The 25,639-nt window shown below is 67.5% G+C and carries 25 protein-coding genes; 17 read left to right on the forward strand and 8 right to left on the reverse strand.

Going from position 1 to position 25,639, the window contains the following annotated elements:
* From VGE49_RS00555 to VGE49_RS00585, 7 genes are all read left to right on the forward strand, one after another.
* A partial coding sequence (locus VGE49_RS00555; RefSeq protein WP_331032643.1) for an AAA-type ATPase lid domain-containing protein occupies nucleotides 1–699 on the forward strand: 699 nt, incomplete at its 5' end.
* A gap of 4 nt (nucleotides 700–703) precedes the next feature.
* Nucleotides 704–1,600, forward strand: a complete 897-nt coding sequence (gene bla / locus VGE49_RS00560; protein ID WP_331032644.1) for a class A beta-lactamase — start codon at nucleotides 704–706, stop codon at nucleotides 1,598–1,600.
* Between the two features lie 68 nt (nucleotides 1,601–1,668).
* Nucleotides 1,669–3,747 carry a flagellar biosynthesis protein FlhA gene (gene flhA / locus VGE49_RS00565; RefSeq protein WP_331032663.1) on the forward strand — a complete coding sequence of 693 codons (2,079 nt, stop codon included), beginning with the start codon at nucleotides 1,669–1,671 and terminating at the stop codon, nucleotides 3,745–3,747.
* A 56-nt stretch (nucleotides 3,748–3,803) separates the two neighbouring features.
* Nucleotides 3,804–5,336 (forward strand): sensor histidine kinase, encoded by a 1,533-nt coding sequence (locus tag VGE49_RS00570; protein WP_331032645.1) that lies wholly within the window; start codon nucleotides 3,804–3,806, stop codon nucleotides 5,334–5,336.
* Nucleotides 5,333–5,755: a response regulator gene (locus VGE49_RS00575; protein ID WP_331032646.1), complete on the forward strand. Its 423-nt coding sequence runs from the start codon at nucleotides 5,333–5,335 to the stop codon at nucleotides 5,753–5,755. Before VGE49_RS00570 ends, VGE49_RS00575 begins: the two co-directional genes overlap by 4 nt.
* Before the next feature lie 5 nt (nucleotides 5,756–5,760).
* The gene (locus VGE49_RS00580) at nucleotides 5,761–6,792 is read left to right on the forward strand and encodes a sensor histidine kinase (RefSeq protein WP_331032664.1); all 1,032 of its coding nucleotides are present in this window, start codon (nucleotides 5,761–5,763) and stop codon (nucleotides 6,790–6,792) included.
* 40 nt (nucleotides 6,793–6,832) lie between these two features.
* Complete coding sequence (locus tag VGE49_RS00585; RefSeq protein WP_331032647.1) at nucleotides 6,833–7,279, forward strand: NUDIX domain-containing protein; 447 nt, start codon at nucleotides 6,833–6,835, stop codon at nucleotides 7,277–7,279.
* A gap of 18 nt (nucleotides 7,280–7,297) precedes the next feature.
* On the opposite strand, the gene VGE49_RS00590 is transcribed toward VGE49_RS00585, so the two are convergent.
* From VGE49_RS00590 to VGE49_RS00600, 3 genes are read right to left on the reverse strand one after another with little or no spacing between them, the layout of a single operon-like run.
* Nucleotides 7,298–7,801 carry a hypothetical protein gene (locus tag VGE49_RS00590; RefSeq protein WP_331032648.1) on the reverse strand — a complete coding sequence of 168 codons (504 nt, stop codon included), beginning with the start codon at nucleotides 7,799–7,801 and terminating at the stop codon, nucleotides 7,298–7,300.
* 37 nt (nucleotides 7,802–7,838) lie between these two features.
* Nucleotides 7,839–9,017, reverse strand: coding sequence for a vWA domain-containing protein (locus VGE49_RS00595; protein WP_331032649.1), 1,179 nt, complete (start codon nucleotides 9,015–9,017; stop codon nucleotides 7,839–7,841).
* Nucleotides 9,018–9,037: 20 nt separating this feature from the next.
* Nucleotides 9,038–9,565, reverse strand: coding sequence for a GNAT family N-acetyltransferase (locus tag VGE49_RS00600; protein WP_331032650.1), 528 nt, complete (start codon nucleotides 9,563–9,565; stop codon nucleotides 9,038–9,040).
* A gap of 221 nt (nucleotides 9,566–9,786) precedes the next feature.
* Between VGE49_RS00600 and VGE49_RS00605 the strand changes: the two genes are divergently transcribed.
* From VGE49_RS00605 to VGE49_RS00630, 6 genes are all read left to right on the forward strand, one after another.
* Nucleotides 9,787–10,425, forward strand: a complete 639-nt coding sequence (locus VGE49_RS00605) for a histidine phosphatase family protein (protein ID WP_331032651.1) — start codon at nucleotides 9,787–9,789, stop codon at nucleotides 10,423–10,425.
* Between the two features lie 139 nt (nucleotides 10,426–10,564).
* Nucleotides 10,565–10,822, forward strand: a complete 258-nt coding sequence (locus VGE49_RS00610; protein ID WP_105563889.1) for an exodeoxyribonuclease VII small subunit — start codon at nucleotides 10,565–10,567, stop codon at nucleotides 10,820–10,822.
* Nucleotides 10,822–11,178 (forward strand): tRNA-binding protein, encoded by a 357-nt coding sequence (locus VGE49_RS00615; protein ID WP_331032652.1) that lies wholly within the window; start codon nucleotides 10,822–10,824, stop codon nucleotides 11,176–11,178. The genes VGE49_RS00610 and VGE49_RS00615 overlap by 1 nt, the downstream gene beginning before the upstream one ends.
* Nucleotides 11,179–11,180: 2 nt before the next feature.
* On the forward strand, nucleotides 11,181–12,086 hold the full coding sequence (locus tag VGE49_RS00620) for a polyprenyl synthetase family protein (protein WP_331032665.1): 906 nt from the start codon (nucleotides 11,181–11,183) through the stop codon (nucleotides 12,084–12,086).
* A gap of 65 nt (nucleotides 12,087–12,151) precedes the next feature.
* Nucleotides 12,152–14,062, forward strand: a complete 1,911-nt coding sequence (dxs, locus tag VGE49_RS00625; RefSeq protein ID WP_331032653.1) for a 1-deoxy-D-xylulose-5-phosphate synthase — start codon at nucleotides 12,152–12,154, stop codon at nucleotides 14,060–14,062.
* 160 nt (nucleotides 14,063–14,222) lie between these two features.
* Nucleotides 14,223–15,455 (forward strand): cation:proton antiporter domain-containing protein, encoded by a 1,233-nt coding sequence (locus tag VGE49_RS00630; RefSeq protein WP_331032654.1) that lies wholly within the window; start codon nucleotides 14,223–14,225, stop codon nucleotides 15,453–15,455.
* 63 nt (nucleotides 15,456–15,518) lie between these two features.
* On the opposite strand, the gene VGE49_RS00635 is transcribed toward VGE49_RS00630, so the two are convergent.
* Nucleotides 15,519–16,295 carry a PhoH family protein gene (locus VGE49_RS00635; protein WP_331032666.1) on the reverse strand — a complete coding sequence of 259 codons (777 nt, stop codon included), beginning with the start codon at nucleotides 16,293–16,295 and terminating at the stop codon, nucleotides 15,519–15,521.
* Nucleotides 16,296–16,594: 299 nt separating this feature from the next.
* Here VGE49_RS00635 and VGE49_RS00640 point away from each other — a divergent pair, with 299 nt between their 5' ends.
* Together VGE49_RS00640 and VGE49_RS00645 are read left to right on the forward strand one after the other, a co-directional pair.
* Nucleotides 16,595–17,125, forward strand: coding sequence for a gamma carbonic anhydrase family protein (locus tag VGE49_RS00640; RefSeq protein WP_331032655.1), 531 nt, complete (start codon nucleotides 16,595–16,597; stop codon nucleotides 17,123–17,125).
* A 370-nt stretch (nucleotides 17,126–17,495) separates the two neighbouring features.
* Entirely contained in the window at nucleotides 17,496–18,137 is a 642-nt protein-coding gene (locus tag VGE49_RS00645) for a hypothetical protein (RefSeq protein ID WP_331032656.1), read from the forward strand.
* 123 nt (nucleotides 18,138–18,260) lie between these two features.
* Here the strand turns inward: VGE49_RS00645 and VGE49_RS00650 are convergent, their stop codons facing one another.
* The 4 genes from VGE49_RS00650 to hfaA all read right to left on the reverse strand — a co-directional run bounded on the left by VGE49_RS00650 (nucleotide 18,261) and on the right by hfaA (nucleotide 23,895).
* Entirely contained in the window at nucleotides 18,261–21,116 is a 2,856-nt protein-coding gene (locus VGE49_RS00650) for a M16 family metallopeptidase (RefSeq protein ID WP_331032657.1), read from the reverse strand.
* Nucleotides 21,117–21,255: 139 nt separating this feature from the next.
* Nucleotides 21,256–22,515, reverse strand: coding sequence for a holdfast anchor protein HfaD (gene hfaD, locus VGE49_RS00655; protein WP_331032658.1), 1,260 nt, complete (start codon nucleotides 22,513–22,515; stop codon nucleotides 21,256–21,258).
* Nucleotides 22,442–23,461, reverse strand: coding sequence for a holdfast anchoring protein HfaB (hfaB, locus tag VGE49_RS00660; RefSeq protein WP_331032659.1), 1,020 nt, complete (start codon nucleotides 23,459–23,461; stop codon nucleotides 22,442–22,444). Before hfaB ends, hfaD begins: the two co-directional genes overlap by 74 nt.
* Nucleotides 23,461–23,895 (reverse strand): holdfast anchoring protein HfaA, encoded by a 435-nt coding sequence (hfaA, locus tag VGE49_RS00665; RefSeq protein WP_331032660.1) that lies wholly within the window; start codon nucleotides 23,893–23,895, stop codon nucleotides 23,461–23,463. Before hfaA ends, hfaB begins: the two co-directional genes overlap by 1 nt.
* 109 nt (nucleotides 23,896–24,004) lie before the next feature.
* Here hfaA and VGE49_RS00670 point away from each other — a divergent pair, with 109 nt between their 5' ends.
* The gene (locus tag VGE49_RS00670; RefSeq protein WP_331032661.1) at nucleotides 24,005–24,673 is read left to right on the forward strand and encodes a rhomboid family intramembrane serine protease; all 669 of its coding nucleotides are present in this window, start codon (nucleotides 24,005–24,007) and stop codon (nucleotides 24,671–24,673) included.
* Nucleotides 24,674–24,737: 64 nt separating this feature from the next.
* Nucleotides 24,738–25,166 (forward strand): CBS domain-containing protein, encoded by a 429-nt coding sequence (locus VGE49_RS00675; protein ID WP_331032662.1) that lies wholly within the window; start codon nucleotides 24,738–24,740, stop codon nucleotides 25,164–25,166.
* Nucleotides 25,167–25,639: the final 473 nt, after the last annotated feature.

The following is a 25,639-nucleotide window of genomic DNA, read 5'->3' on the forward strand; positions in this document are numbered from 1 at the left end:
CGGGTCATCGACCGCGTCGGCGGCTCCAAGCCCGTGCCGGTCAACATCCGCATCATCGCCACCTCGAACCGCGACCTGGCCAAGGCCGTGGCTGAGGGGACTTTCCGCGAGGACCTGCTGTATCGCCTGAACGTGGTGAACCTGCGTCTGCCGTCTCTGCGCGAACGTCCGGGCGACATCGCCGTGCTGTGCGACCACTTCATCCGCAAGTACGCCGCCGCCAACGGCGTGCCGCCGCGTCCGATCTCGGTTGAGGCCCGCCGGGCCCTGGTCGGCCACCGCTGGCCCGGCAACGTGCGCGAGCTGGAAAACGCCATGCACCGCGCCGTCCTGCTGGCGACGGGGGCCGAGATCGACGTCGACGCCATCCGTCTGCCGGACGGCCGTCCGCTGCTGGAAGGCGGCTCGACCGCGCCGTCGCCGACCGCCTCGACCTATGACGCCGGGGTCGCCGGCCACGCGGCCCAGATGGCCGACGCCATGACCCGCAGCTTCGTCGGTCAGACGGTGGCCGAGATGGAAAAGACCCTGATCCTGGACACCCTGAACCACTGCCTGGGCAACCGCACCCATGCGGCGACCATCCTCGGCATCTCGATCCGCACCCTGCGAAACAAGCTGAACGAATACGCCGACGAGGGCACGCCCATCCCGGCCCCGCAATCGGGCGTCGCCGCAGCCTACGGCGCGGCGGGCTAGGCCCATGCGCGCCGACCGTCGGACGGTTCTGCTGGGCGCGGGCGTGCTGATGCTCTCGGCCTGCTCGCGCGAGGTCGAGGCGGTCGAGGCCGACGTCGAGGCGCCCGCGCAGACGTTGGATCTGGACCTGTCGGATCTGGAAGCCCGTCACGGCGGACGCATGGGTCTGGCCGTCGCCTCAGGCGGCGTGAACGCGGCTTGGCGCGGCGACGAACGCTTCGTCTACTGCTCTACCTTCAAGATGTATCTGGCGGCCGCCACCCTGTTGCGGGTCCAGGCTGGGCTGGAGCGGCTGGATCGCGCCGTCCCGATCACAGCCGCCGACATGATCAACCACGCGCCGACCACGGAGAAAGCCGTGGGTTCGACCCTGACGGTAGAACAGTTGATGCGGGCGACGGTCGAGCTGAGCGACAACCCCGCCGCCAACATCCTGATCCGCGAGATGGGCGGGCTGGACGCCCTTCGCGCCTTCTATCGCGGCATCGGCGACGACAGCACCCGTGTCGACCGCCTCGAGCCCGAGATGAACCGCCTCGACGGCGACAAGGACACCATCACCCCGATCCAGTCGGTGCAGAACATCAGCCGTCTGCTGGTCTCGCCCGACACCCCGCTGAACCCGGCCTCCAAGGCCCTGCTGATGCGCTGGATGACCGACACGCCAACGGGGCAGGGCCGCATCAAGGCGAGTGTCCCCGCCGGCTGGACCGTGGCGCACAAGACCGGCACCGGCGGCTATGGCCCCACCAACGACATCGGCCTGATCCAGCCCCCCGAAGGCGCGCCCGTCGTCATCGCCGTCTATTTCCACGCCACGCGAGACTCGACCGACGCCCAGCGTGAAGCCGTCATCGCCGACGCCACCCGTCTGGCGCTCAAGGCGCTGGGGCATGGCTGAACCTGCGCGAATCCTGTCATCAGGCGGGATGACCTTCGTCCGCCGCCATGGTTGATGCGCCGATCCTGATGAAGGACGGCTACGCGCGCCCCACCGGGCGCGACGCGCTCGGCTGGCTGATGCGCGGCGAGGTGCTGATGGCGGTCGGCGTGATCGGCGTGATCATGCTGCTGATCGTGCCGATCCCGAAGATGTTGCTGGATCTGCTGCTGGCGATCTCGATCGTCTCCAGCGTGCTGATCCTGATGACGGCCGTGATGATGAAGCGGCCGCTCGACTTCGCCATCTTCCCGACGGTGCTGCTGGTCTCGACCCTGTATCGCCTGGGCCTCAACCTGGCCTCCACACGCCTGATCCTGACCCACGGCCAGGAAGGCCACGACGCCGCCGGTCAGGTCATCAACGCCTTCGGCGAGCTGATGATGGGCGGCAACTTCATCATCGGGGTGATCATCTTCGCCATCGTCCTGGTGGTGAACTTCGTCGTCATCACCAAGGGCTCGACCCGGATCGCCGAGGTCTCGGCCCGTTTCACCCTGGACTCCATGCCGGGCAAGCAGATGGCCATCGACGCCGACCTGTCGTCGGGGCTGATCACCGAGGACCAGGCCAAGCTGCGCCGCAAGGAGCTGGAGCAGGAATCCACCTTCTTCGGGGCCATGGACGGCGCCTCCAAGTTCGTGCGCGGCGACGCCGTGGCCGGCCTGATCATCACCTTCATCAACGCCATCGGCGGCCTGCTGATCGGGGTGCTGCAGCACAAGATGCCGGTGGGCGAGGCGGCCAACACCTATGTCCAGCTGACCATCGGCGACGGTCTGGTGACACAGGTTCCGGCCATCATCGTCTCCATCGCCGCCGGCTTCCTGGTGTCGAAGGCGGGCGTCGAGGGCACAGCGGACAAGGCCCTGGTGGCGCAACTGGCCACCAACCCGGTCAGCCTGGGCGTGGTGTCCGGCGCGGCGGGCTTGATCGGCCTGATCCCGGGCATGCCGCTGATCCCGTTCGCGGCCCTCGCCATCGGCTCGGGCTTCATGGCCTGGAAGCTGGGCCGCGACCGGCTGAAGCCGCCGCCGGTCGAAACCGTCGAGCTGAAGCCCAAGGAAGACGTCGAGGAGCCGATCGCCACGGCTCTGACCATCGACGAGGTCAAGATCGAGCTGGGCTACGCCCTGCTGTCGCTGATCAATGATCTGGAGGGGCGTCGCCTGACCGATCAGATCCGCGCCCTGCGCCGTTCGCTGGCCCAGGAATACGGTTTCGTCATGCCCAGCGTGCGCATCCTCGACAACATGCGCCTGCCCAATCAGGGCTACGCCATCCGCATCAAGGAGATGGAGGCCGGGGCCGGCGAGGTGCGTCTGGCCCAACTGATGGCCATGGACCCGGCGGGGCGTCAGGTCGAGCTGCCCGGCGAGCACACGCGCGAGCCGGCCTTTGGGCTTCCGGCGACCTGGATCGACGAGAGCCTGCGCGAGGAAGCCACCTTCCGCGGCTACACCCTGGTCGATCCGTCGACGGTGCTGACCACGCACCTGACCGAGATCCTCAAGGAGAACATGGCCGACCTGCTCTCCTACGCCGAGGTGCAGAAGCTGCTGAAGGAGCTGCAGGGCGAGGAGAAGAAGCTGGTCGACGAACTGATCCCCACGGTCGTCACCGTCACCACCCTGCAACGCGTGCTGCAGACCCTGTTGCGGGAAAAGGTCTCGATCCGTGACCTGCCCGCCATCCTCGAAGGTCTGGCCGAGGCCGCGCCGCACACCACCAGCGTCACCACCCTGGTCGAACACGTCCGCACGCGCCTGGCGCGCCAGCTGTGCTGGGCCAACCGGGGCGACGACGGCGCCCTGCCGATCGTCAGCCTGTCGCCGGACTGGGAGCAGGCCTTCGCCGAGGCCCTGATCGGCCCGGGCGAGGACAAGCAACTGGCCATGGCGCCCAGCCGTCTGCAGGACTTCATCCGCAACGTCCGCGACGTGTTCGAGCGCGCCGCCATGGCCGGCGAGAATCCGGTCCTGCTGACGGGACCGCAGGTCCGCCCCTACGTCCGCTCGATCATCGAGCGGTTCCGCGGCCAGACCGTGGTGATGAGCCAGAACGAGGTCCATCCCAAGGCTCGTCTGCGAACCGTCGGCACGGTCTGACGCCGCGTCGAGGTTAACGACTGGACTCGAGCGGGACGGTCGCGGATGCTCGAATCATGAAACGCATTCGGTCGGCCTTGCGCACCTTTGGCGCCTTTTTGCGCACGCCGACGCTCAGTCGTTCGATCATCGCCCTGCTGGCCCTGGCTATCCTGCTGCTGCTGGCGGTGAACGCGGCCACCTTCGTCATGATCCAGAGGACGACGGCCTATAACGACACGGTCGATCACAGCCAGCAGGTCCGTCTGGCGGCCAAGGACGTGCTCAGCCTTCTGGTCGACGCCGAGACCGGGCAGCGGGGTTTCATGCTGACCGCCCGGCCGGAGTATCTTCGTGTCCACGACAGGGCCGTGGCTGAATTGCCGGACGTCCTGGCGCGGCTGGATGGGCTGATCGGGGACGACGCGGAACTGAACCCCCGGCTGGCGCGCGTGCAGTCGCTCTATCATGAGCGGATGCGGCTTATGGACGAGACGATCGCCCTGACCCGCACGGGGCGGATCGGCGAGGCGGTCTCCTTGATCCGCAGCGGCCGGGGCAAGACCTTGATGGATCAGATGCGGGTCGAACTGACCGCGATCGACGCCGTCGAGGCCCAGCGTCTGGCCGAGCGCACCCGGCAATCCGAGCGCGCCTCGGCGGTGACGGTGTCGGTCAATGCGCTCGCCGCCCTGCTGATCCTGATCCTGGCCGGGATCAGCGTCTGGCTGGTTCGGCGCTATGTCGAGGAGATCGAGGCGGCCCATATGGAGCTGGACCGGGTCAACGCCGGTCTGGAGAACCAGGTCCGCGACCGCACCGCCGAACTGACCCGCGCCAACGAGGAAATCCAACGCTTCGCCTACATCGTCAGTCACGATCTGCGCGCGCCCCTGGTCAATGTCATGGGCTACACTTCCGAGCTGGAGCAGGTGGGCAAGGTCTTCGGCCATCAACTGAGCACTCTGGCCCAGACCCATCCCGAGGCGATCGAGCCCGAGGCGATCCGAGCCGTGCGCGAGGACGTGCCCGAGGCCGTGGGCTTCATTCGCGCCTCGACGGCCAAGATGGACCGGCTGATCAACGCCATTCTGAAACTGTCGCGCGACGGCCGCCGCGCCCTGGTCCCCGAAGCCCTGGGCATGACCGCCCTGGTCCAGTCCATCGCCGACAGCGTTCACCATCAGGTCATCGAGGCGGGCGGCGAGATCGTCGTGCGGACACTGCCGGAGCTTGAAAGCGACCGTCTGTCGATCGAGCAGATCTTCGGCAACCTGATCGACAACGCCGTCAAATACCGACATCCGGGCCGGCCGATCCGCATCGTCGTCGAGGGCGAGGCGGGCGACGACGGGCGCGTCCACTACCGCATCGTCGATAATGGCCGCGGCGTTTCGGAGCGCGACCACGAACGCATCTTCGAGCTGTTCCGCCGTGCGGGGAAACAGGATCAGCCGGGCGAGGGCCTGGGGCTGGCCTTCGTCCGCAACAGCGTGCGCCGTCTTGGCGGGACCATCACGCTGGAGTCCGAGCTGGGACAAGGCTCGACATTCCATCTGAAATTCCCCACACGATTGATCGTGCCGGGTGATGCAGGAGACCGTCTATGAGCCACTCCGTGAAAATCGTCATGGTCGAGGACGACCACGGTCACGCCAAGCTCATCGAAAAGAACATCCGCCGCGCCAATATCGCCAACGACATCGTCCATTTCGCCGAGGGCGGGGCGGCCCTGGACTATCTGTTCAGCGACGAGGTGCGCGCCGAGGGGCCGCTGCTGATCCTGCTGGATCTCAACCTGCCGGATATGTCGGGCACCGACATTCTGGAACGGGTCAAGTCGGACGAGCGCCTGCGCCGCGCCCCCGTGGTGATCCTGACCACCACCGACGACAAGGTTGAAATCCAGCGTTGCTACGACCTGGGCTGCAACGTCTACATCACCAAGCCGGTGGATTACGAAGCCTTCGCTGGAGCGATCCAGCAGTTGGGCCTCTTCCTGTCCGTCATGCAGGCGCCCGAGATTTGAGCGACATGGGGGCCGCGATCCGCCTGCTGTATATCGACGACGACCGCGCCCTGTCGCGGCTGGTCCAGAAGGAGCTGTCGCGCCACGGCTATGACGTGATCTGCGCGCCCGAAGGCGAGGCGGGGCTGGAGGCGTTGCGCGTCGGGAGTTTCGACGTCTGCGCCCTGGACCACCACATGCCGGGCCGCGAAGGTCTGGATGTCCTGCCGGACATCCTGGCCCTGCCGAGTCCGCCGCCGGTGGTCTATGTCACCGGCGCCCAGGACGGTCGGATCGCGGTGGCCGCCCTGCGGGCCGGCGCCGCCGACTATGTCATCAAGGACGTGTCCGAGGACTTCACCGCCCTGCTGCGGTCGGCCATCGAGGACGCCCTGCTGCGCCGTCGCCTTGAGCGTGAGAACGAGGCCGCTCAGGAAGAGGTCCGTCTGGCGCGCGACCGCGCCGAGGCCATGCTGCGCGAGGTCAATCACCGGGTCGGCAACTCCCTCCAACTGGTCTCCAGCTTCATCTCGCTGCAGTTGCGCCAACTGGCGGACGAGGGGGCTCGCTCGGCCCTGCGCGAGGCCCAGGTGCGGATCGAGGCCGTGGCCCACGTCCATCGCCGCCTCTATACCTCGTCGGACATGGCTACGGTGGCGATGGACGAATACCTGGCGGGTCTGGTCGAGGAGCTGGGCAAGTCGGTGGGGCCGGGCGAGACTTCACCGCACCTGACCCTGCGCGCCGAGCCCATGCGCGTCACCACGGATCAGGCGGTGTCGCTGGGCGTCATCGTCACGGAACTCGTCACCAACGCCGTCAAATACGCCTATGAGCCGGGCGAGGGCGGCGAGATTCGCGTGGTGCTGGAAACCGCCGCCGAAGGGCGGGCCGTGCTGACCGTTGAGGACGACGGGCCGGGTCTGGGCGACGGGACGCCGAAGGGCACCGGCCTGGGCGCCAAGATCGTCTCGGCCATGGCCGGGGGGCTGCGTTCGGCGGTCGAGTTCGACGCCGATCATCCCGGCGTTCGGGCGCGACTGATCTTCGATCTATAGGCCCTTTCGCATCGGCTCGGACGCGCGTTAGTCTGCCGTAATGAAGCTTCAGTTTGGAACGGCCCGTCCGGGCCTCGACTACATCCATCGCCCCGCCGCCTTCGGCCTGGTCGAGCGCGACGGCAAGCTGGCCTGCGTGCGCGTGGATCGGGGCGAGGGCAGCTATTTCGACCTGCCGGGCGGCGCCGTCGACGGCGAGGAAAGCGAACAGCAGGCCCTGATCCGCGAATTCGCCGAGGAAACCGGCCTGATCGTCCAGCCCGAGGACCGCCTGGTCGAGGCCGCCCAGTATTTCCGCCGCACCGACGGCTCGCCAGTCAATAACGCCGGCGGATTCTGGACCGTGCGCCTGACGGGCTTCGACGCCTCGACCCAGTGCGAGGCCGATCATGAGCTGGTCTGGCTGGAGCCGCTGGAGGCCCTGTCCCGCCTGCGCCACGAAGCCCACGCCTGGGCCGTCGCCAAATGGCTGCGGTCGCGCGGCTGAAACCGGCGCGGGGCGCGGTCAGTCGCCGCCCAGACGAATACGCAGACCTTCACGTTCGCGCGCCTCGCCCGCCGCCGGGCGGCACTCGCTGTTGAAGGCCAGGGCGCCGCTGGACGTGCGCTGCGGGCGGTTGTCGCAGACCGTTTCCTGCGGCGGCGGTGCGCCCAGCGCCGCAACCGGGCGCGGTCCGCACTGCATGGCGTAGCCGTTCGCCGCCGTGCCGGGTGTGCAGTTCTCCAGCGCCGCCGCGGGGCGCAGGCCCTCGGGCAACCGGTCGCCCAGGACGGCGGCCAGCGTCACCCGCACCCGCGCCTGACAGTGCTCCAGCGGCTCGTCCTTGCGGATGAAGGGGCTGCACTGCGACCGCTCCCAGCCATAGGGATCGGCCAGGGCGTGGGCGGGCAGGACCGGAACAGGGGCCGCCTGGATGGCCTGCTCGACAGGAGGGGGCGGATCGTCGGACCAGACCACGGTTGGCGCGGCCTGTTGCAGCACCAGGGCGAAAAGCAGAGCCGTCGTCATCGCTCCCTCCTTGATCGGGGCCTCCTCGATCAGACCTCTACCGTGTCAGGCTCCGCATGGCCTTGTCCAGCCCGTCCAGCGTCAGGGGGAACATGCGCTGGTCCATGACCTCGCGGATCAGGCCGACTGACTGGGTATAGCTCCAGTAGCGTTCGGTCACGGGGTTCAGCCAGACCGACCTGTCCCACTGCTGGCGGGCGCGTTTCAGCCAGACGGCGCCGGCCTCCTCGTTCCAGTGCTCGACTGAGCCGCCGGGCATGGTGATCTCATAGGGGCTCATGGTGGCGTCGCCGACGAAGATGGCGCGCCAGTCGCCGGGGTATTTGTTCAGCACGTCCCAGGTCGGGATCTTCTCGTTGTGACGCCGCCGGTTGTCCTTCCACACCCCTTCGTAGAGGCAGTTGTGGAAGTAGAAGAATTCCAGGTTCTTGAACTCGGTCTTGGCCGCCGAGAACAGCTCCTCGCACAGCTTGATGTGGCCATCCATCGAGCCGCCGATGTCGAGGAACAGCAGGACCTTGATCGTATTGCGCCGCTCGGGCCGCATCTGGATGTCCAGCCAGCCCTGACGCGCCGTGCCGTTGATGGTGCCGTCCAGATCCAGCTCCTCGGCCGCGCCCTCGCGCGCGAAGCGGCGCAGACGCCGCAGGGCGACCTTGACGTTGCGGGTGCCCAGCTCGACCGTGTCGTCCAGGTTCCTGTATTCGCGCTTCTCCCAGACCTTGACTGCGCGGCCCTGCTTGCCCGGTCCGCCGATGCGCACGCCCTCGGGGTTGTAGCCGCCGTGGCCGAAGGGGCTGGTCCCCCCGGTGCCGATCCAGCGGTTGCCGCCTTCGTGCCGGCCCTTCTGTTCGTCCAGACGCTGCTTCAGCGTCTCCATCAGCTTGTCGAAACCGCCCAGGGCCTCGATCTGGGCCTTCTCCTCGTCGGTCAGGAACTTCTCGGTCAGCAGCCGCAGCCAGTCCTCGGGGATGTCGGTGGTCAGGTCCTCGCCCGCGCCGACCGTCTCCAGCCCCTTGAACACCTTGGCGAAGACCTGATCGAAGCGGTCATAGTGCTTCTCGTCCTTGACCAGCACCGCCCGAGACAGGTGATAGAAGGCTTCGACGTCCCGCCCCGCCACGTCCTTGTCCATGGCCTCCATCAGATGGAGCCATTCCTTCAACGAAACCGGAACACGGGCTTCGCGCAGGGCGGTGAAGAAGGGCAGGAGCATGAGATCAGACTGGGCCGGGATCAGCCGCGCCGCAAGATGAACTCGTGGTCGTTCCAGGCGCCGACCGGGTAGTCGTATTCGCCGGCCTTCTCGAAGCCGTAGGCGGCGTAGAGCTTCTGGGCCTTTTCGTTGCCGCTCCAGACGCCGATCCACATGGGACCGTCGGTGTGGGCCTCCATCCATTCCAGCGCCAGCTTCAGCAGCCTGGTGCCCAGGCCCAGGCCCTGGGCGTCGCGGCCGATGTAGAGGCGGCGCAGTTCGGCGTTTCCGGGGCGGGCGTCGGGATGGGGCAGGGTGTTCGGCCCGGTGTTGGCGAAGCCCAGGATCTCGCCGTCGCGGTCGGCCACCCACCAGGCGGCGCCGGGCTCGACCAGCTTGGTCTGGAGGGTCTCGACGCTGAAGCTCTTGTCGAGGAAGCCGGCCAGGTCGGCGGCGGGGTAGGGGATGCCGAAGCCTTCGACGAAGGTGTCCACGAAGGTCTGACGGCCCAGCGCGGCCAGGGCGGCGGCGTCGTCGGGACGGGCGGGGCGGATCACGGGCTCGGTCATGGCTTCGGCCATAGCGCCGCCGAACGCTGCGGTCGAGGGCGCAGGGGGCGCTCGCGAGGCTGTCATCGCTTGGTGGTTGCAGGGCCGCGCGCCGGGGGCTACCACCATCTTCCAAGGGGCTGCCGAAGCATTGGCCCCGTTAACCGCAATCGGGGGGATTGAGGGACGCCAAAGCCTTGATTTCACAGGCCGCTCCCCGTGCTATGACGTCTCCCGCTCTCATGACTCACACCGAATCCGCCGCATCGACGCCCAATGAGGCGACCCGCGCCGCCCAGGCGGCGCCGGATCTCGGCGCGATCATCCTGGCCCGACACGGGGAACCGGCCCTGTCGCGCAAATGTCTGATCACCTCGGACGAATATCGCGACTGGTGGGGCCGCTACGAGGTCGGCGGCCTGCGCGCCGGCCAGACCCCGCCGCAGGCCCTGCTGAGCGCCGCCGAGGGCGCGGGCGCCATCTACGCCTCGAGCCGCCCGCGCGCCCAGGAAACGGCCCGCGCCGTGGCCCGCGACCGCGAGGTCCTGGTCGACGCCCTGTTCATCGAGGCGCCCCTGCCGCCGCCGCATTTCCCGAAGTGGCTCAAGCTGTCGCCGCGCTACTGGGGCGTCATCTCGCGCTTCTGGTGGCACGTCTTCAACCACCACGAAGGCCAGGAAACCCGTGCCGAGGCCGAGGTCCGCGCCGATCAGGCCGCCCGCATCCTGATCGCGCGCGCCGGTGAAGGCCGCGACGTCCTGGTGCTGGCCCACGGCTATTTCAACCACATGGTCGGCCAACGGCTGAAGGCCCACGGCTGGCGTCTGGCCCACAACCAGGGCTTCAAATACTGGTCGCAACGGCGCTTCGAGAAGCGTTGAGCTGTCCTTCTACGCTCATCCCCGCCTTCGCCGGGATGAGCGAACGGGGGCGATCACGGGAACGACAAGCAACTGGGTGACGGGTGCGGCGCCTTTCGTCGTTGATGCGCCGCGCGGGCGTCTCTAGGTTGCCCGCATCATGACCGACGCCTCCGCCTCCCCCGCCGTTTCCGCCGATCTCAGCTTCGAGGACGCCCTGTCGCGTCTGGAGGGCATCGTCTCGCGTCTGGAGTCGGGCCAGGCCCCATTGGAAGAGTCCATCGCCCTGTATGAAGAAGGCGCGCGCCTTAAGGCACATTGCGAGGCCCGACTGAAAGCCGCCCAGCTACGCGTCGAGAAGATCGTCGTCGGCGCCGACGGCCAGGCCAAGGGCGTCGAGCCGGCCGAGTTCGGCTGATGTCTGACGCCGACCTCGCGCCGCCCATCGGCTTGGATGACTTCCTCAAGGTCGACGTCCGCGTCGGCCGGATCATCAAGGCCGAGCCGTTTCCCGAGGCGCGCAAGCCCGCCTACAAGCTGACCATCGACTTCGGCCCGGCCATCGGGATCAAGAAGTCCTCGGCCCAGATCACCCATCACTACACCCTGGACGATCTGCAGGACCGCAAGGTCGCGGCGGTGGTCAACTTCCCGCCGCGCCAGATCGGGCCGGTCAAGTCCGAAGTGCTGACCCTGGGCTTCCCCGATGCGGACGGAAATGTCGTCCTGGCCGGCGTCGACCGCGATCTTCCGCTGGGCGGGAGGCTGTTTTGACCATGCTCGCTGCCAACTCTCCCGAACAGGCCGTCATCGACCGCGTGGCCGAGATCGCCGATCTGGTCACGGTCGCGCTTGATGAGCTGCTGCCGCGCGCCGACGGCCCCGAATCGCGCCTGACCGAGGCCATGCGCTATGCGGCCCTTGGCCCGGGCAAGCGCCTGCGCCCCTTCTTCGCCATCGAGGCGGGCCGGATGCTGCAAGTGGACGAGCAGGCCGTCCTGCGCGCGGCCTGCGCCCTGGAATGTGTCCACGCCTATTCGCTGGTGCATGACGATCTGCCGGCCATGGACGACGACGACGTCCGGCGCGGCCGTCCGACCCTGCACATCGCCTATGACGAGGCGACCGCGATTCTGGCCGGCGACGCGCTGCAGACCGCCGCCTTCGACATCATTCTGGACGAAGACACCCACGACGACGCGGCGGTGCGCTGCGAGCTGGCGCGTCGGCTGTCCTATGCGTCGGGCGCGCGCGGCATGGCCGGCGGCCAGATGATCGACCTGCTGGGCGTGCGCGACGACCTCGGCGGCGTCGCCCGGATGCAGCGGCTCAAGACCGGCGCCCTGTTCGCCTACGCCTTCGAGATCCCGCTGATCATCTCGCGCGGCGGCGAAGACGCCTGGCACGCCCTGACCAGCTTCGCCCACGACCTGGGTCTGGCCTATCAGATCATCGACGATGTTCTGGACGCGGAAGGCTCGGCCGAGGAGATGGGCAAGGCCGCCGGCGGCAAGGACGCGGCGCTCGGCAAGACCAATTTCGTCACCCTGTTGGGCGTCGAGGCGGCGCGACAGAGGGTCGCGCACCTGGCCGATCAGGCCCGTTCGCACCTTGACCTGTTCGGCCACGAGGCCGAAATCCTCAAGGCCAGCGTGGACTTTGTGCTCAAACGCCGGTCCTGATAGGAAACGCGCCCGCCTCCCGCGGGTTACTGAATGACGTCCTGCGTCAAAGGCCCCCGATCTCCATGCCCGACACCCCCGTTCTCGACACCGTCACCGTTCCCGCCGACATGCGCGGGTTCGACATCGCGCGGCTGAAGCAGTTGGCCGACGACGTGCGGACCGAGACCATCGACGCCGTCTCCGTCACCGGCGGCCATCTGGGCTCGGCGCTGGGGGTGGTCGAGCTGACCGTGGCCCTGCACCATGTGTTCGAGACGCCGAAGGACATCCTGATCTGGGACGTCGGCCATCAGTGCTATCCGCACAAGATCCTGACCGGGCGGCGCGACCGCATCCGCACCCTGCGTCAGGGCGGCGGCCTGTCCGGCTTCACCAAGCGTTCGGAAAGTGAATACGACCCCTTCGGCGCGGCCCACGCCTCGACCTCGATCTCGGCCGCGCTGGGCTTCGCCGCCGCTCGCGACGCCAAGGGCGAGAAGAACCGTGTCGTGGCCGTCATCGGCGACGGCTCCATGTCGGCGGGCATGGCCTATGAGGCGATGAACAACGCCGCCGAAGCCACCAACGGCCAGCTGATGGTGGTGCTGAACGACAACGACATGTCGATCGCCCCGCCCGTCGGCGGCATGAGCGCCTATCTGGCCAAGCAGGTCTCGGGCGGCGCCTATCAGAACATCCGCAAGGTCGGGAAGAAGTTCGTCGACCACATGCCGCGCCCCTTCCGCGACGCGGCGCGCAAGGCTGAGGAATACGCCCGCGGCATGATCGTCGGCGGCACCTTCTTTGAGGAGCTGGGCTTCTACTACATCGGGCCGATCGACGGTCACGACATGGAGAACCTGGTCCCGATCCTGAAAAACGCCGCGGCCATCACTGACCGTCCGGTGCTGGTCCACGTCGTGACGCAGAAGGGCAAGGGTTACGCCCCGGCCGAGAACAGCGCCGACAAGTATCATGGCGTGGTCAAGTTCGACGTGGTCTCGGGCAAGCAGGCCAAGGCCGTCTCCAACGCCCCCAGCTACACCAAGGTCTTCGGGACCGAGCTGATCAAGCACGCCCGCATCGACCCGAGCATCGTCGCCATCACCGCCGCCATGCCGACGGGCACGGGGCTGGACCTGTTCGGTCAGGCCTTCCCCGACCGGACGTTCGACGTCGGCATCGCCGAGCAGCACGCCGTCACCTTCGCCGCCGGTCTGGCCGCCGACGGCATGAAGCCGGTCTGCGCCATCTATTCGACCTTCCTTCAGCGCGGCTATGATCAGGTCGTCCACGACGTGGCGATCCAGTCCCTGCCGGTGCGCTTCGCCATGGACCGCGCCGGTCTGGTCGGCGCCGACGGCGCGACCCACGCGGGCAGCTTCGACATCGGCTTCATGGGGGCGCTGCCGGGCATGGTGCTGATGGCCGCCGCCGACGAGGCCGAACTGGCCGCCATGATCTCGACCTCCCTGGCCATCGACGACCGCCCTTCGGCGTTCAGGTATCCGCGCGGCGACGGCGTCGGCGTCGAGATCCCCGAACTGGGCGCCCCGTTGGAGATCGGCAAGGGCCGCATCGTCCGCGAAGGCGCGTCCGTCGCCATCCTGTCGCTGGGCACCCGCCTGCAGGAATCGCTGAAGGCCGCCGACCTGCTGGCCGCGCGCGGCGTCTCGGCCACCGTCGCCGACGCCCGTTTCGCCAAGCCTCTGGACGCCGACATGATCCTGCGCCTGGCGCGCGAGCATGAATGCCTGATCACGGTGGAAGAGGGCGCCATGGGCGGCTTCGGCGCCTTCGTCCTGCAACTGCTGGCCGAGAAGGGCGCGCTGGACGGCGGCCTCAAGATCCGCACGCTCAACCTGCCTGACGTCTTCCAGGACCAGGACAAGCCCGAGGTCATGTACGCCCAGGCCGGCCTCGACGCCGACCACATCGTGGCGACGGCTCTGACGGCTTTGGGCGTCGATGCGAGCCGGGCCGTGCGGGCCTAGGCTGCTCGTCGGCGCGACCCGTCGTCGCGCACGCAACTTTGATTGTTTCAAATCGGTTTCATCCCGGTAAAATGGGGGTGAAAGCCTTGCCGTGGCGGCTGCGCGCCCCCAGTTCGAGGTTTACACCCCAGGGAAACCCTTCACCGACGCAGGAGCGCCGATGCCGCATGCCGACAGCCTGATCATCACCCTGGTCGGAGGCTTCGTCCTCGCCTTCGTGTTCGGCATGTTGGCCAATCGGCTGAAGCTGTCGCCTCTGGTCGGTTATCTGGTGGCGGGGGTCGTGGTCGGTCCCTACACGGGGGGCTTCGTCGCGGACACTGAACTGGCGCCGCAACTGGCCGAGATCGGCGTCATCCTGCTGATGTTCGGGGTCGGGCTTCACTTCTCGCTCGCCGACCTGATGAAGGTGCGCAAGGTCGCCATCCCGGGCGCCCTCGTCCAGATCGGCGCCGCCACCGTGCTAGGCTGGGGCCTAGGTCGTTTCATGCTGGGTCTCGGCGACGTCGAGGCACTGCTGCTCGGCTTCTCGCTGTCCGTCGCCTCGACCGTGGTGCTCCTGCGGGCGCTCGAGGAGCGCAAGCAGCTCAAGAGCAACGCCGGCCGCATCGCCATGGGGTGGCTGATCGTCGAGGACCTGGTGATCGTCATCGCCCTGGTCATGCTGCCCCTGGTGATCATCCAGCCGGGCGAGACCCTGAGCGGCGCGGAACTGCTCAAGTCCATCGGCTGGACCCTGGTCAAGGTCGCGGGCTTCGTCAGCGTCATGCTGGTGGTCGGCGCCAAGGTCCTGCCCTGGGTGCTGGTGCGGATCGCCCACACCAAGTCGCGCGAACTGTTCACCCTGGGGGTGCTGGCCATCGCCCTGGGCATCGCCTGGGTCGCCTACTACCTGTTCCATTCTTTCGCCCTGGGCGCCTTCCTGGCTGGCCTGGTGCTGAACAGCTCGCCGCTGGGCCATAACGCCGCCGAACGCTCGCTGCCGCTGCGCGACGCCTTCGCCGTGCTGTTCTTCGTCTCGGTCGGCATGCTGTTCGATCCGACCATCCTGGTGCGCGAGCCGCTGGCGGTGCTCGGCGTCCTGGGCATTGTCATCATCGGCAAGTCAGTGGCGGCCCTGGCCATCACCACGGCCTTCAAGCTAGACCGTGCGACCAGCCTGACGGTCGCCGCCGCCCTGGCCCAGATCGGCGAATTCTCCTTCATCCTGGCCGCCATCTCGGTGTCTCTGGGGGCCATGAGCCGCGAAACCCATGACCTGATCCTGGCCTCCGCCCTGCTGTCGATCTCGCTCAATCCCTTTGTCTTCGCCCTGATCGACCGGATCGGGGGGCGGGTCGTGACCGCGCCCAGGAAGGACGAGGCCAAGGCGAAGCTGGCAGACGTCATGTAACAAAAAGAGGCCCGGCGATCGCTCGCCGGGCCTCTTCCGCATCCGCATCCTGATCGGGGGAGCTTACAGTACGCCGATCATGCTCGCGACCAGGGGGTGGCGCACGATGTCGCGTTCGGCCAGGCGAACCACGGCGATCTCGGGCACCGCTTCCAGCCGCTCGGCGATGTCCGACAGGCCCGAAACGCCGGGCAGCAGGTCCGACTGATGCGGGTCGCCCGTTACCACCATGGTCGAGTGCCAGCCCAGCCGGGTCAGCAGCATCTTAAGTTGGACGTAGGTGCAGTTCTGCGCCTCATCCACGACGATGAAGGCGTTGTTCAGCGTGCGGCCGCGCATATAGCCGATGGGGGCGATCTCGATCAGCCCCTCGGCCATCAGGGCCTTGACCCGCTTCATGCTGAGCCGGTCCGACAGGGCGTCGTAGAGTGGGCGCAGATAGGGGGCCAGCTTGTCCTCCATGTCGCCGGGCAGGAAGCCGATCGACTCCCCGGCCTCGACGGCCGGGCGGCTGAGGACGATACGCCCGACCTTGCCCGCCTCCAGCGCCTCGACCGCCTTGGCCACGGCCAGATAGGTCTTGCCGGTGCCGGCCGGGCCCAGGGCCAGGACCAGGTTGTGGGCGTCGACGGCGTCCATCAGCTCGGCCTGGCCGTCCGACTTGGGCTTCAGCGTCTTGAGGTAGCCTTGATCGCGTTCGTCGTTCGAGGGATAGGGCGACCAGCCGTTGCGGGGCGGCAATCGCCGCACCTTGGCGTCCTGCAGGAACTCCCGCGAATCCAGCACGCCTTCGCGGACCTGATTCTTGATGGCCGAACGCTTCGTCATGAACGCCTCCAGGGCATGAAAAAAGGCGCGCCCGGCAGGGACACGCCTTGGTCGTCGGTGGGGGAGGAGGGGGCCGGAGCCACGCAGCGGCCGCCCGGATCAGCCGCAGGATCGTCGCCGCAGCAGAGGCGTCGTCCCGGAACCGGTCGCGAACACGCCATGCGCATTCTCCAGTATCTGACCGGACCGGGCTTGATCCGGCTTCGGATCCGGGGCCGAAATGGCGACCTCGAATCGCATCAACAATTTGATGCTAGCGTAGTTTATGAAGGCTTAAAGCCATCATTTTCTGAAACATAGGCGGTGTTCGGATGAGTGTTTACAGTCTAGGCGACAGCAAGCCGCAGCTTCCGCCGGAGGGCGAATACTGGGTCGCGCCGAATGCAACGGTCCTAGGGAATGTGATTCTGCATCCCGGCGCCAGCATCTGGTTCAACACGGTTTTGCGAGGGGATAATGATCCCATCGTCATCGGCCGCGACAGCAATATTCAGGACGGCAGCATCCTGCACACCGACGTCGGTTCGCCCCTGACGATCGGCGAAGGCGTGACCGTGGGGCACAAGGCCATGCTGCACGGCTGCACCATCGGCGACAACAGCCTGATCGGCATCGGGGCGGTGATCCTGAACGGCGCGCGGATAGGGAAGAACTGTCTGATCGGCGCCAACGCCCTGATCACCGAGGGCAAGGTCATTCCTGACAACAGCCTGGTCATGGGCCAGCCCGGCAAGGTGGTGCGGGATCTGGACGAGGCGCAGGTCGAGGCCCTGCGGATTTCGGCCCAGCATTATGTGCAGAACTGGAAACGCTACATGCGGGAGCTGCGCTCGCTCGTTTGAGCCCTTGAATCGCGGCGCAGCGCGTCAGGATGGCACAGCTTGCGGGTCGACTTTCGCGTTTCGGGCAACGGAAACGCAAGGCTTTGGCGCTTTGATCCTGCATTGGACCGGCCCGCGACTTGCAAGACGCGGCGCGAAGAACAATGCAGGAGCCCAGCCCATGCGGGTGCGGATCAAGACTTTGCTGGCGGCGTCAGGGGCCTTTGTGGGCCTCATGGCGATCGCTGACACGGCCGCGGCCCAGTGCGGCGGTACGTGCCAACCGCCGCCCCCTCCGCCGCCGCCGCCGATCCCGAGCGGCCCCTGCGGCGGAGGGGGCTGTCTGCCGCCGCCGCCTCCGCCCTGCTGCGGCTCGGGCGGCAATGTGAATGTGAACGTCAATGTGAACGCCAGCGCCAATGCGTCGGCGACGGCGCGCGCCTTTGGCGGATCGCGCAGCGGCGCGACGGTGATCGTCGGCGGGGGCGGCGGCGCCTATTTCAACGTCGATCAGCCCTATCCCACGACGATCCAGGGCCTGACGGTCGAGGGCAAGACCATGGAAATGGTCCGCGTCCCCTATACGGCCTCGCGCCGCATGGAGAAGCGGGTGGTCATCCAGGCCGTCTGCATCGACGACCGCGCCGTGCCGCACCCGGCCTCGCAGGTGCGTCCTGGCCGCGACGTGGCCATGGACTATGAGGGCGAGCTGTATCGCTGCATCGCCGGGACCAAGCTGCAATGGACCATCGGCGATGAAATGGGCGGTCCGGGCGAGACCCTGAACTGCAACAAGCGCGAGGCCCTGTGGTACGGCCGCGGCGGTCAGCTGGAATGCCGTCCCGAGAAGCAGGAACGCGACTGCAACGAGCGTTCGCTGCTGCGCCGCTATGGCGCGGGCGTGAAGGTGCTGACCATGATCCGCGAGGAGACCTACACCGAGTATCGTGAGGAGATGGTCGAGAGCGCCGGGGCTGTCGCCACGGGCGCGGTCATCATGCTGGACGGCGGCGTCGGCGGCCGCGTCTTCTGAATAGGCTGTTCAGCCTGGCGACAGGCTGGCTGAACTAGATTGCGGCCATCGACTCTCCGTCGACTAGGCCAAAAGACCTGGGGCCCCGATCCGCCGGATCGGGGCCCCTTTTTCGTCCTGCCCTTACCGGGCCGGAGCCTTGTCCGAGACGACCTCGGCCTTCCAGGCCGTGTCCGGCTTCAGGTATTGCCGTGCGGCGGCCTGAATGTCGGCGACGGTGAAGGATTCCAGGTCGCTGATGTGCGACTGGATCTGCTCGATCGAGTCCGGCTTGGCCGCGAGGTCTTCCAGTTGGCCGAGCCAGTACTCGTTGCCGGCCTGGCTGCGACGCAGGGACTCGATGACGGGCAGACGGGCGCGGTTCAGCTCGTCCTCGGTCACGGGGGCGTCACGCAGCGAGGCGGTGATCGCGTCCACGGCCGCGTAGAAGGCGGGGATCTTGTCCGCCGCCGTTTCGGCCATCACGAAGATGGAGCCGTAGCCCTTGAACACGTCCGAGGACGAGGAGGAGACGCGCGGCGAATAGGCCAGGGCCTGCTTCTCGCGGATTTCCTCCAGCACGCGCAGCTTGAAGACCTCGGCCAGGATGCTGACCTTGCGAGCCTCGGTGCGGTCATCGACGGCGTCGGTGGTCGGCCAGGCGATGTAGCCCAGGGCCTGTTCCGCCGGACCCGTGTGGGTCAGGCGCACCGGCTGGGCGGTCGGCGCCGGGAAGCGACGCTGGTCCGAACCCGGCAGGGGCTGGGCGGCCGGAGCGCGCGTCGGCAGGGCGGCGAAGGTCGAGGCCACGGCCTTGACCGCATCGTCGACCGTGACGTCGCCGACCATGACGATGTCGATCGGGCCGGAAGACAGGCCCTGGACTACGCCCTGCTTCAGCTCATCCAGGGTGAAGGCGGCGATGTCGGAGGCGGCGGGCACCGTCTCGCGCTTGTCGCCGCTGGCCAGCAGGCCGGCGGCCTGGATGCCGAAGGCGCCGCCCGGCGTGGCGACCTGTTGCGCCAGGATCTGCGGGAAGAAGGCCTTGATCTGCTCGAACGGCGCCGGGCGCAGGCCCGGATCGGTCAGATAGGCGGCCAGGACCTGCATCTGCAGCAGCAGATCGGCGGGACGGGTCGCGCCCGACAGCTGATAGGCGTCGCCGTCGATGGAGAAGCCGGTGCTGTAGATCTTGCCGGTCAGGACGCGGCTCAGCTCATCCGCCGTCAGCTTGCCCAGGCCGCCCTGGGTGAAGACCATCGGGGCCAGCATCTGGGAGGTGAAGCGGTCGGTCGGCAGGCCTTCCTCGCCGATGCCGGTGCGCACCGTCATCAGGATTTGCTCGTCCTTGAAGTCCGTCGGCTTGACCGTCAGGCGGACGCCGTTCGGGAAGGTGACGATCGTGGCGCCGACACCGGCGACCTCGGTGCGGCTGCTCGGGACCGCGGCGGCGCCGAAGTTCGCATAGGGCCATTCCAGCTGGGCCTGTTCGGCGCGGGCCGTGACGGCGACGGCGCGGCTGGCTTCCAGGGCGGCGGTGACGCCCGCCTCGCCGCCTTCGATCGCCTCGGGCGTGACGACCAGGGCCAGCGGACCATAGCCCTCGAACACCGACTTGACGGCGCCGCTGACCTGTTCGGCCTTCAGATCCTTCACGGCCGCTTCGAACAGGGCGAGGTTGGCGGCCGGCGACGAGAAGACCTTGTCGTCGTTCGCCGCGCCCAGCAGGGCGTTGGCCAGACCCGGGGTGCTGCGGGTCGCGGCGGCCTGGACCGCCGTTTCCAGCGCGGTGCGGGTGTTGGCGATTTCGCGGTCCAGTTCGACCTGGGTCACGCCGAACCGCACCAGACGGCGCTGCTCCTGTTCGATGGTTTCGAGCGCGCGCTTCAGACCGCCGGGGTTGAAGTTGGCCGAGACGCTGCCGAGGTCGACAGTGTCGAACAGGCTGCCCTGGCTGGCGCTGGCGGTGATAAAGGGCGGATTGTCGGCGCGGGCGATTTCACCCAGGCGACGGTTCAGAACCGCCAGACCCAGGTTCTGCACCAGGGCTTCACGCCGTTCGGCGACCGTATCGGGGTCCAGGTCGGGATTGCGGATCCAGTTCAACTGGATCGACGACTGTATGCCCGGTTCGACCAGGATGCGGGTTTCGGCCGAGCGCGGGGCGACGGTTCCCAGATCGGGATTCGGGCCGTCGGCGGCCTTGGGGCGCCAGTCCGAGAAGGTCGCCTTGATCTTGGCTTCCATCTGATCAACGTCGAAGTCGCCCACCGCGATCATCGTCGCGCGATCGGGACGGTAGTAGGCATTGTAGAACTCGACGAAGCGTTCACGCGGGGCCGAGCGGATGATGCTGAGGTCGCCGATCGGCAGGCGGTTGGACAGACGCTGGCCGGGCGCCAGCAGGGCGATCTGGGCCTTGATCGAACGCAGGGCGGGGGTGTTGCGCAGGCGTTCTTCACCTTCGATGACGCCGCGTTCGGCGTCGATGTCCTCGGCCTTCATCAGGGCTTCGGAAACCTGCTCGCGCATGATGCGCAGCGAGGTGTCGACGGTCTCGTCGTTGGTGCGCGGCAGTTCCAGCGTATAGGCGGTCTGGTCGAAGCTGGTGAAGGCGTTGGTGTCGGCGCCGAAGGCCAGGCCGAGGCGTTCCAGAATGCGCAGCAGTTCGTTTTCGGGCACATTGGTCGTGCCGTTGAAGGCCATGTGCTCCATGAAGTGGGCCAGGCCCAGTTGGTCGTCGTTCTCCATCAGCGAACCGGCCTCGATGCGCAGGCGCAGGGAGGCCTGACCCGGAGGCGTGGCGTTCTTCATGATGGCGTAGCGCATGCCGTTCGGCAGGGTGCCGAAGCGCACGGCGGAATCGACGGGAACGTCGCTGGCGGCCTGGGCCCAGGGGCTGGACGGCTGGGCGTCCTGAGCCGCGACGGGCAGGGCGGCTCCGCCCAGGAGGGCGAAGCTGGAGGCGGCAAGCAGCAACAGGTGGCGAGGCGATCGCATTCAGTGAGACTCCGGACCCCGTGCGATCAGGCTGCCCCCGGGACTGACTGCGGCCCTGCACGGTGATGGTCGCGTGCAATGGCGTATGCACGTTAGATCAGAGTGACAAAGGTCCTTGACTGTCTCAAGTTACCGAATGTTAATTTCCGCCGGTCCGGGTGACGTAGAAGGTCGCAGCATTGCCCACCGCATTGGCGCCGGCGATGACGTTCCGGCCCGACCCGTTGATCGTCGTGTTGGCGACGGCGCTGACGTTGCCGCTGTTGGTCTGGACGTTGCGGGCGTTCAGATCGCCGCCGCATTCGGCGCAGGCGTAGCCGGTGACGGAGTTGCCCGCCGCATTGGCGCCGACATAGGCGTCATAGCCGGTCTGGCCGACGAAGGAGGCGGTGGCTTCGACGCCGCCCGAGTTCAGTTGGGTGTTGTCGACATCGACATAGATGTCGTTGTTGCCAACGGTCACTTCATTGGCGACGGCGCTGGCGGCGGACGTGGCCTTGCCGAAGTCGTAGGAGCTGAGTTGGGCCGCGCTACGGATCTGGGCGCTGTTGGCCTGATCCGTGGTCGGGATCAGGGATCCGCCCTGATTGTAGAAGGTCGCCTGGTTGCCGCCCGCGTGGGCGCGCGCCGCCAGGTTCCAGCCGTTGCCGGCCCAGACGCCTGTTCCGGCCTCGACCATGGCGCCGGACGAGCGCTGGCGCACCTCCAGCTCCTGATTGGCGGAGGGGCCGGTCGTGGCCTGAACGGCGTTGGCGACCGCCTGGCTGGAGAACTCGGCGGGATCGCGCACGAAGCGGGGCGAGGCCTGGTTGGTGGCGCGGACCTCACCCGCGGCGGTCTGGTCGATGGTCCCGGTCAGGGAGGCGCGGCCGCCGCCCGAACCGCCGCCCGCCAGGGCCACGGTGTTGCCGAAGGCGGCGGCGCCGATTTGACCGCCGCCGACCAGGCGGGCGTCGGTTCCGGTGATGACGGTCGTCGCCGTGACGTCGCCGCTGACCGTCTGGGCGGCGTCGATCGCCATCTGGGCGATGGTCGCCGTACCCGCCAGATAGTTGCCGCGCGCCTGGGTTGCGGCGGTGGTCAGGCCGTTCGTGTCTCCGCCGAGCGTCAGCGTCGTCGTCGCCGACACGGCGCCGCGTGCATCTTGAGACGAGCGGACCTCAAGATCCTGCCCATCCGCACCGCCGATCAGGCTGTTGCCGTGGGCGGCGGTGGACACGGTGACCTGATCGCTGACGTCGACGACGTCCAGCGTCTGCCCGGCGAGAACGTCGCCGAGCTGAATCTGTTCGTTCAGGACCAGTCCGCGGTCCTGGGCCGCGACCTCAGTAGCGGCCGCGGCGCACATCGCCGTCGCGGCGATCGTGCCAGCGAGACGGATCCGCGCGAGTCTGACCATTGTTGGTGTCCGTGTTTGCATAGGCGGGGTAGTAGCCGCCGGTCGGGCCGACAGGGGAATCGCCCAAGGGGTCGTTGGCCGGGCTGAGGCAGACCTCGGGGCCGGGCGCGCCATAGAGATTGGCCATGAACTCGACCGTGGCGCGCTCCACCAGGGCGCGGACGGCCAGTTGCACCGGCTCCAGTCCGCTGGTTCCCGCCGAGATGTCGAAGACGTTGCCGTTCATGAAGTCGAACACGCCCGCCGAAATCTCGCGGCCGACGATCTGCTTCTGATAGGAGACGACGTCTACGACCTCGAGCGTGGTGGTCTGCACCAGGCGCAGGTCGATGGCGATGTTCATCACGAAGACCTTGCCGGTCAGCATCCCCGAGCCGCCGTTACGCTCCACCTCGCCGCCGGCGATGTCGAAACCGCCCGAGCGGATATTGTAGTTCACCTCGGTGATGCCGCCGACGACATAGAAGTCCGAGCCCGGCACCTGACCCGCCAGAATGCGGCGATAGGCGGCGTCCTGCGGCCCGCCGTTGGGCTGGTCGTCGCTGATCAACTTGTTGTTGGCGTAGCGCAGTTCCAGTTCCGACACCGAGGTGTCGTAGCGTTCGACGATGCGCGCGCCGGCCTTGGCCAGGGCGGTGTTAGCCATCAGGGAGGCGCCTTGGGTGATCTGACGCCCGCCGTCCGAGGAGATGGACCCGGTGTAGTCGCTGATCCGACCGACGGCCATGCGCGGCGACGGCAGGTTGTAGCGCCGCGCATAGTCGGCCAGGCAGTAAAGCGCGGTCGAATAGGGCGTCGGGTTGGACGTCACCGGGGCGTTGCCGATCGGCTTGGCGTATTGACCCGAGGGGCCGGCGCTGGTGCTGGCGCAGCCGGCCAGCACGCTGGCGACGGCGGCCGCGACGGCGGCGGCCCGCAGCGGGCGGTTGAAGCGATGTGCGGTCATCAGAAGTTCAGGGTCCCGTTCAGGGCGGTCCCGGCGGTGATGGCGCCGGTATTGGTCTGGTTGGAGTTGATGATCACCGTGTTCCGGTTGCCCTGGACCACGACGTTCAGACTGTTGCCGATGGCGGTCGCGCCGCCGATGGCCGTGCCGTTGTTGGACGATCCGGCGCCGGCGAAACCGCTCGAAACCCCGGCCGACGAACTGGAATAGGCGCTGGCGCCGGACTGGATGATGCCGTTGACGATCAGCCGGTTGCCGTTGGCGTCGCGAGTCGAGCCGCTGGAGGCCTGGGCGGTGGTGTAGCGCGAGGCGCCGTAACCGGCCTGGAACTGGGCGGCGCCGGCCGATCCCGTCGACTGCGCGGACGCCGCTTCGGCCGCCACGACGGGCAGGGCCAGGACGGCGACGGTCAGGATCAGTCTTTGAAACGGCATGAAGCACTCCGCAGGGCGATGCAGGTCGCCAAGCAACCCGCGTGCCAGTTTGGAACGCGGGTCTTAAGATCGGCTTGAGATTGCGCCGGTCTTTGTCCATCAAGGGTTCATGCAGACTTCAGCCGACGGTCCGACCGATCCCAGCCGCGAGCGGATTTTCAACGCCCCCTTCCTGCCGGTGCTGATCGCGGCCTCCATGCCGGCGCTCTTCTGGTTTCAGGAGCGTCTGCCGGACCAGGGCCTATCGATGGCGTTCCGGGCCGTGGATCTGGAGCAGGGGCGCTGGACGGGACTGTTCACCTCCATGCTGCTGCACGGGGGATGGGCCCATGTGGCCATGAACGCCGTCGGCGCCCTGGCCTTCGGCGCGCCGGTGGCCCGTCTGTTGTCGCGCGGCGCCGGGCCGCTGGCCTTCATCGCCCTCTATATAGCGAGCGGCATGCTCGCCGCGCTGGGCTACGGCCTGTGCCATCCCGGGAGCGCGGCGCCTCTGGTCGGCGCCTCGGGGGCGGTGTTCGGACTGATCGGGGCGGCGACACGTCTCATGGGCGGACACGGGCGGGTAATGCCGCTGTTCCATTCCGGGGTTCTGAAGCATGCGGGAGCCTGGATGGCGGCCAATCTGATCGTGGGCCTGATCGGCCTGGCGCCCGGAGCGGGCGGCGCGGCCATCGCCTGGGAGGCGCACGCCTTCGGCTTCCTGGTCGGCATTCTGGCGATCGGACCGCTTGGCCGCTGGTTCGGCCCGCGACCGGATTTGCTTCCCGCGGGGGTCTGAGCGATCCTGCGGCCCTAGCGGCCGTTCCGCGGCCGCCTCCCATATCTGACGGGAAGGAGCCGCCATGCTGGTCGCCGAAATTCTCAAGGGCAAGGGGGAGGCCGTCTTCACCCTGTCGCCCGATACGCCGCTGATGGAGGCGTGCGCCGAACTGGATCGCAAGCGGGTCGGCGCCCTGATCGTCCTTGAAGGAGATGCGGTCCTCGGCGTTCTCTCGGAACGGGACATCGTCCAGGCGATTTCGCGAGACGGCGCAGAGGCGCTGAAGCGTCCCGCTTCCCATTATATGACGACCGAAGTGATCTTCGCCGAGCCCGCCGAGACCGTCACCGTCCTGATGTCGCGCATGACCGATCGCCGCGTCCGTCATCTGCCGGTCCTGCGCGACCGCCGGCTGGCCGGGGTCGTCTCCATCGGGGACGTGGTCAAATGCCAGATCGCTGAAGCCACCCAGGAGGCCGAAAGCCTGCGCACCTATATAGCGGCGGGCTAGACTCGCCGCTGTCGCGCGACGCCGCGGATTCGCGTTCGTCCGGTTTTTCACGGAAGCGTCGTTTACGGGGTTGTGGAGTGGGAAGGCTGTCCGTATATCCGCGCCTCGCTCGGAGACGGGCTGGCCCACGGGGTTTCGAAGACGGGTTCTTCGGAGTTTTGGCGGGGAAGGGGGGTTGAAAAATTCCTTGCTTCCGCCGGGTGGCTCGACTAGTCTTCGCGCTTCGATCAAATCGCTGATTTGCCGGTGCGGGAGGCTTCTTCGCTTCTCCTGTCGGTTTTCTGCGGCTCTGAAAGCTTCGGCGTTTGGAACCTCAGAAAGCTTGGTTGGTTCGGTTGACATGGAGATCGGCTTTCCCTAGATAGCCGCCTCCGCCGCTTCTCCGGGAGCGGCTTTTGTGAAAAGAAAGTTCTTTAAAAAGAACTGCTTGACACGGAAAACTGAGGCGTCTAGAACGCCGCCTCCGCCGCGGA

Source organism: Brevundimonas sp., assembly GCF_036405315.1.
In the GTDB taxonomy this organism is placed as follows: Bacteria; Pseudomonadota; Alphaproteobacteria; order Caulobacterales; family Caulobacteraceae; genus Brevundimonas.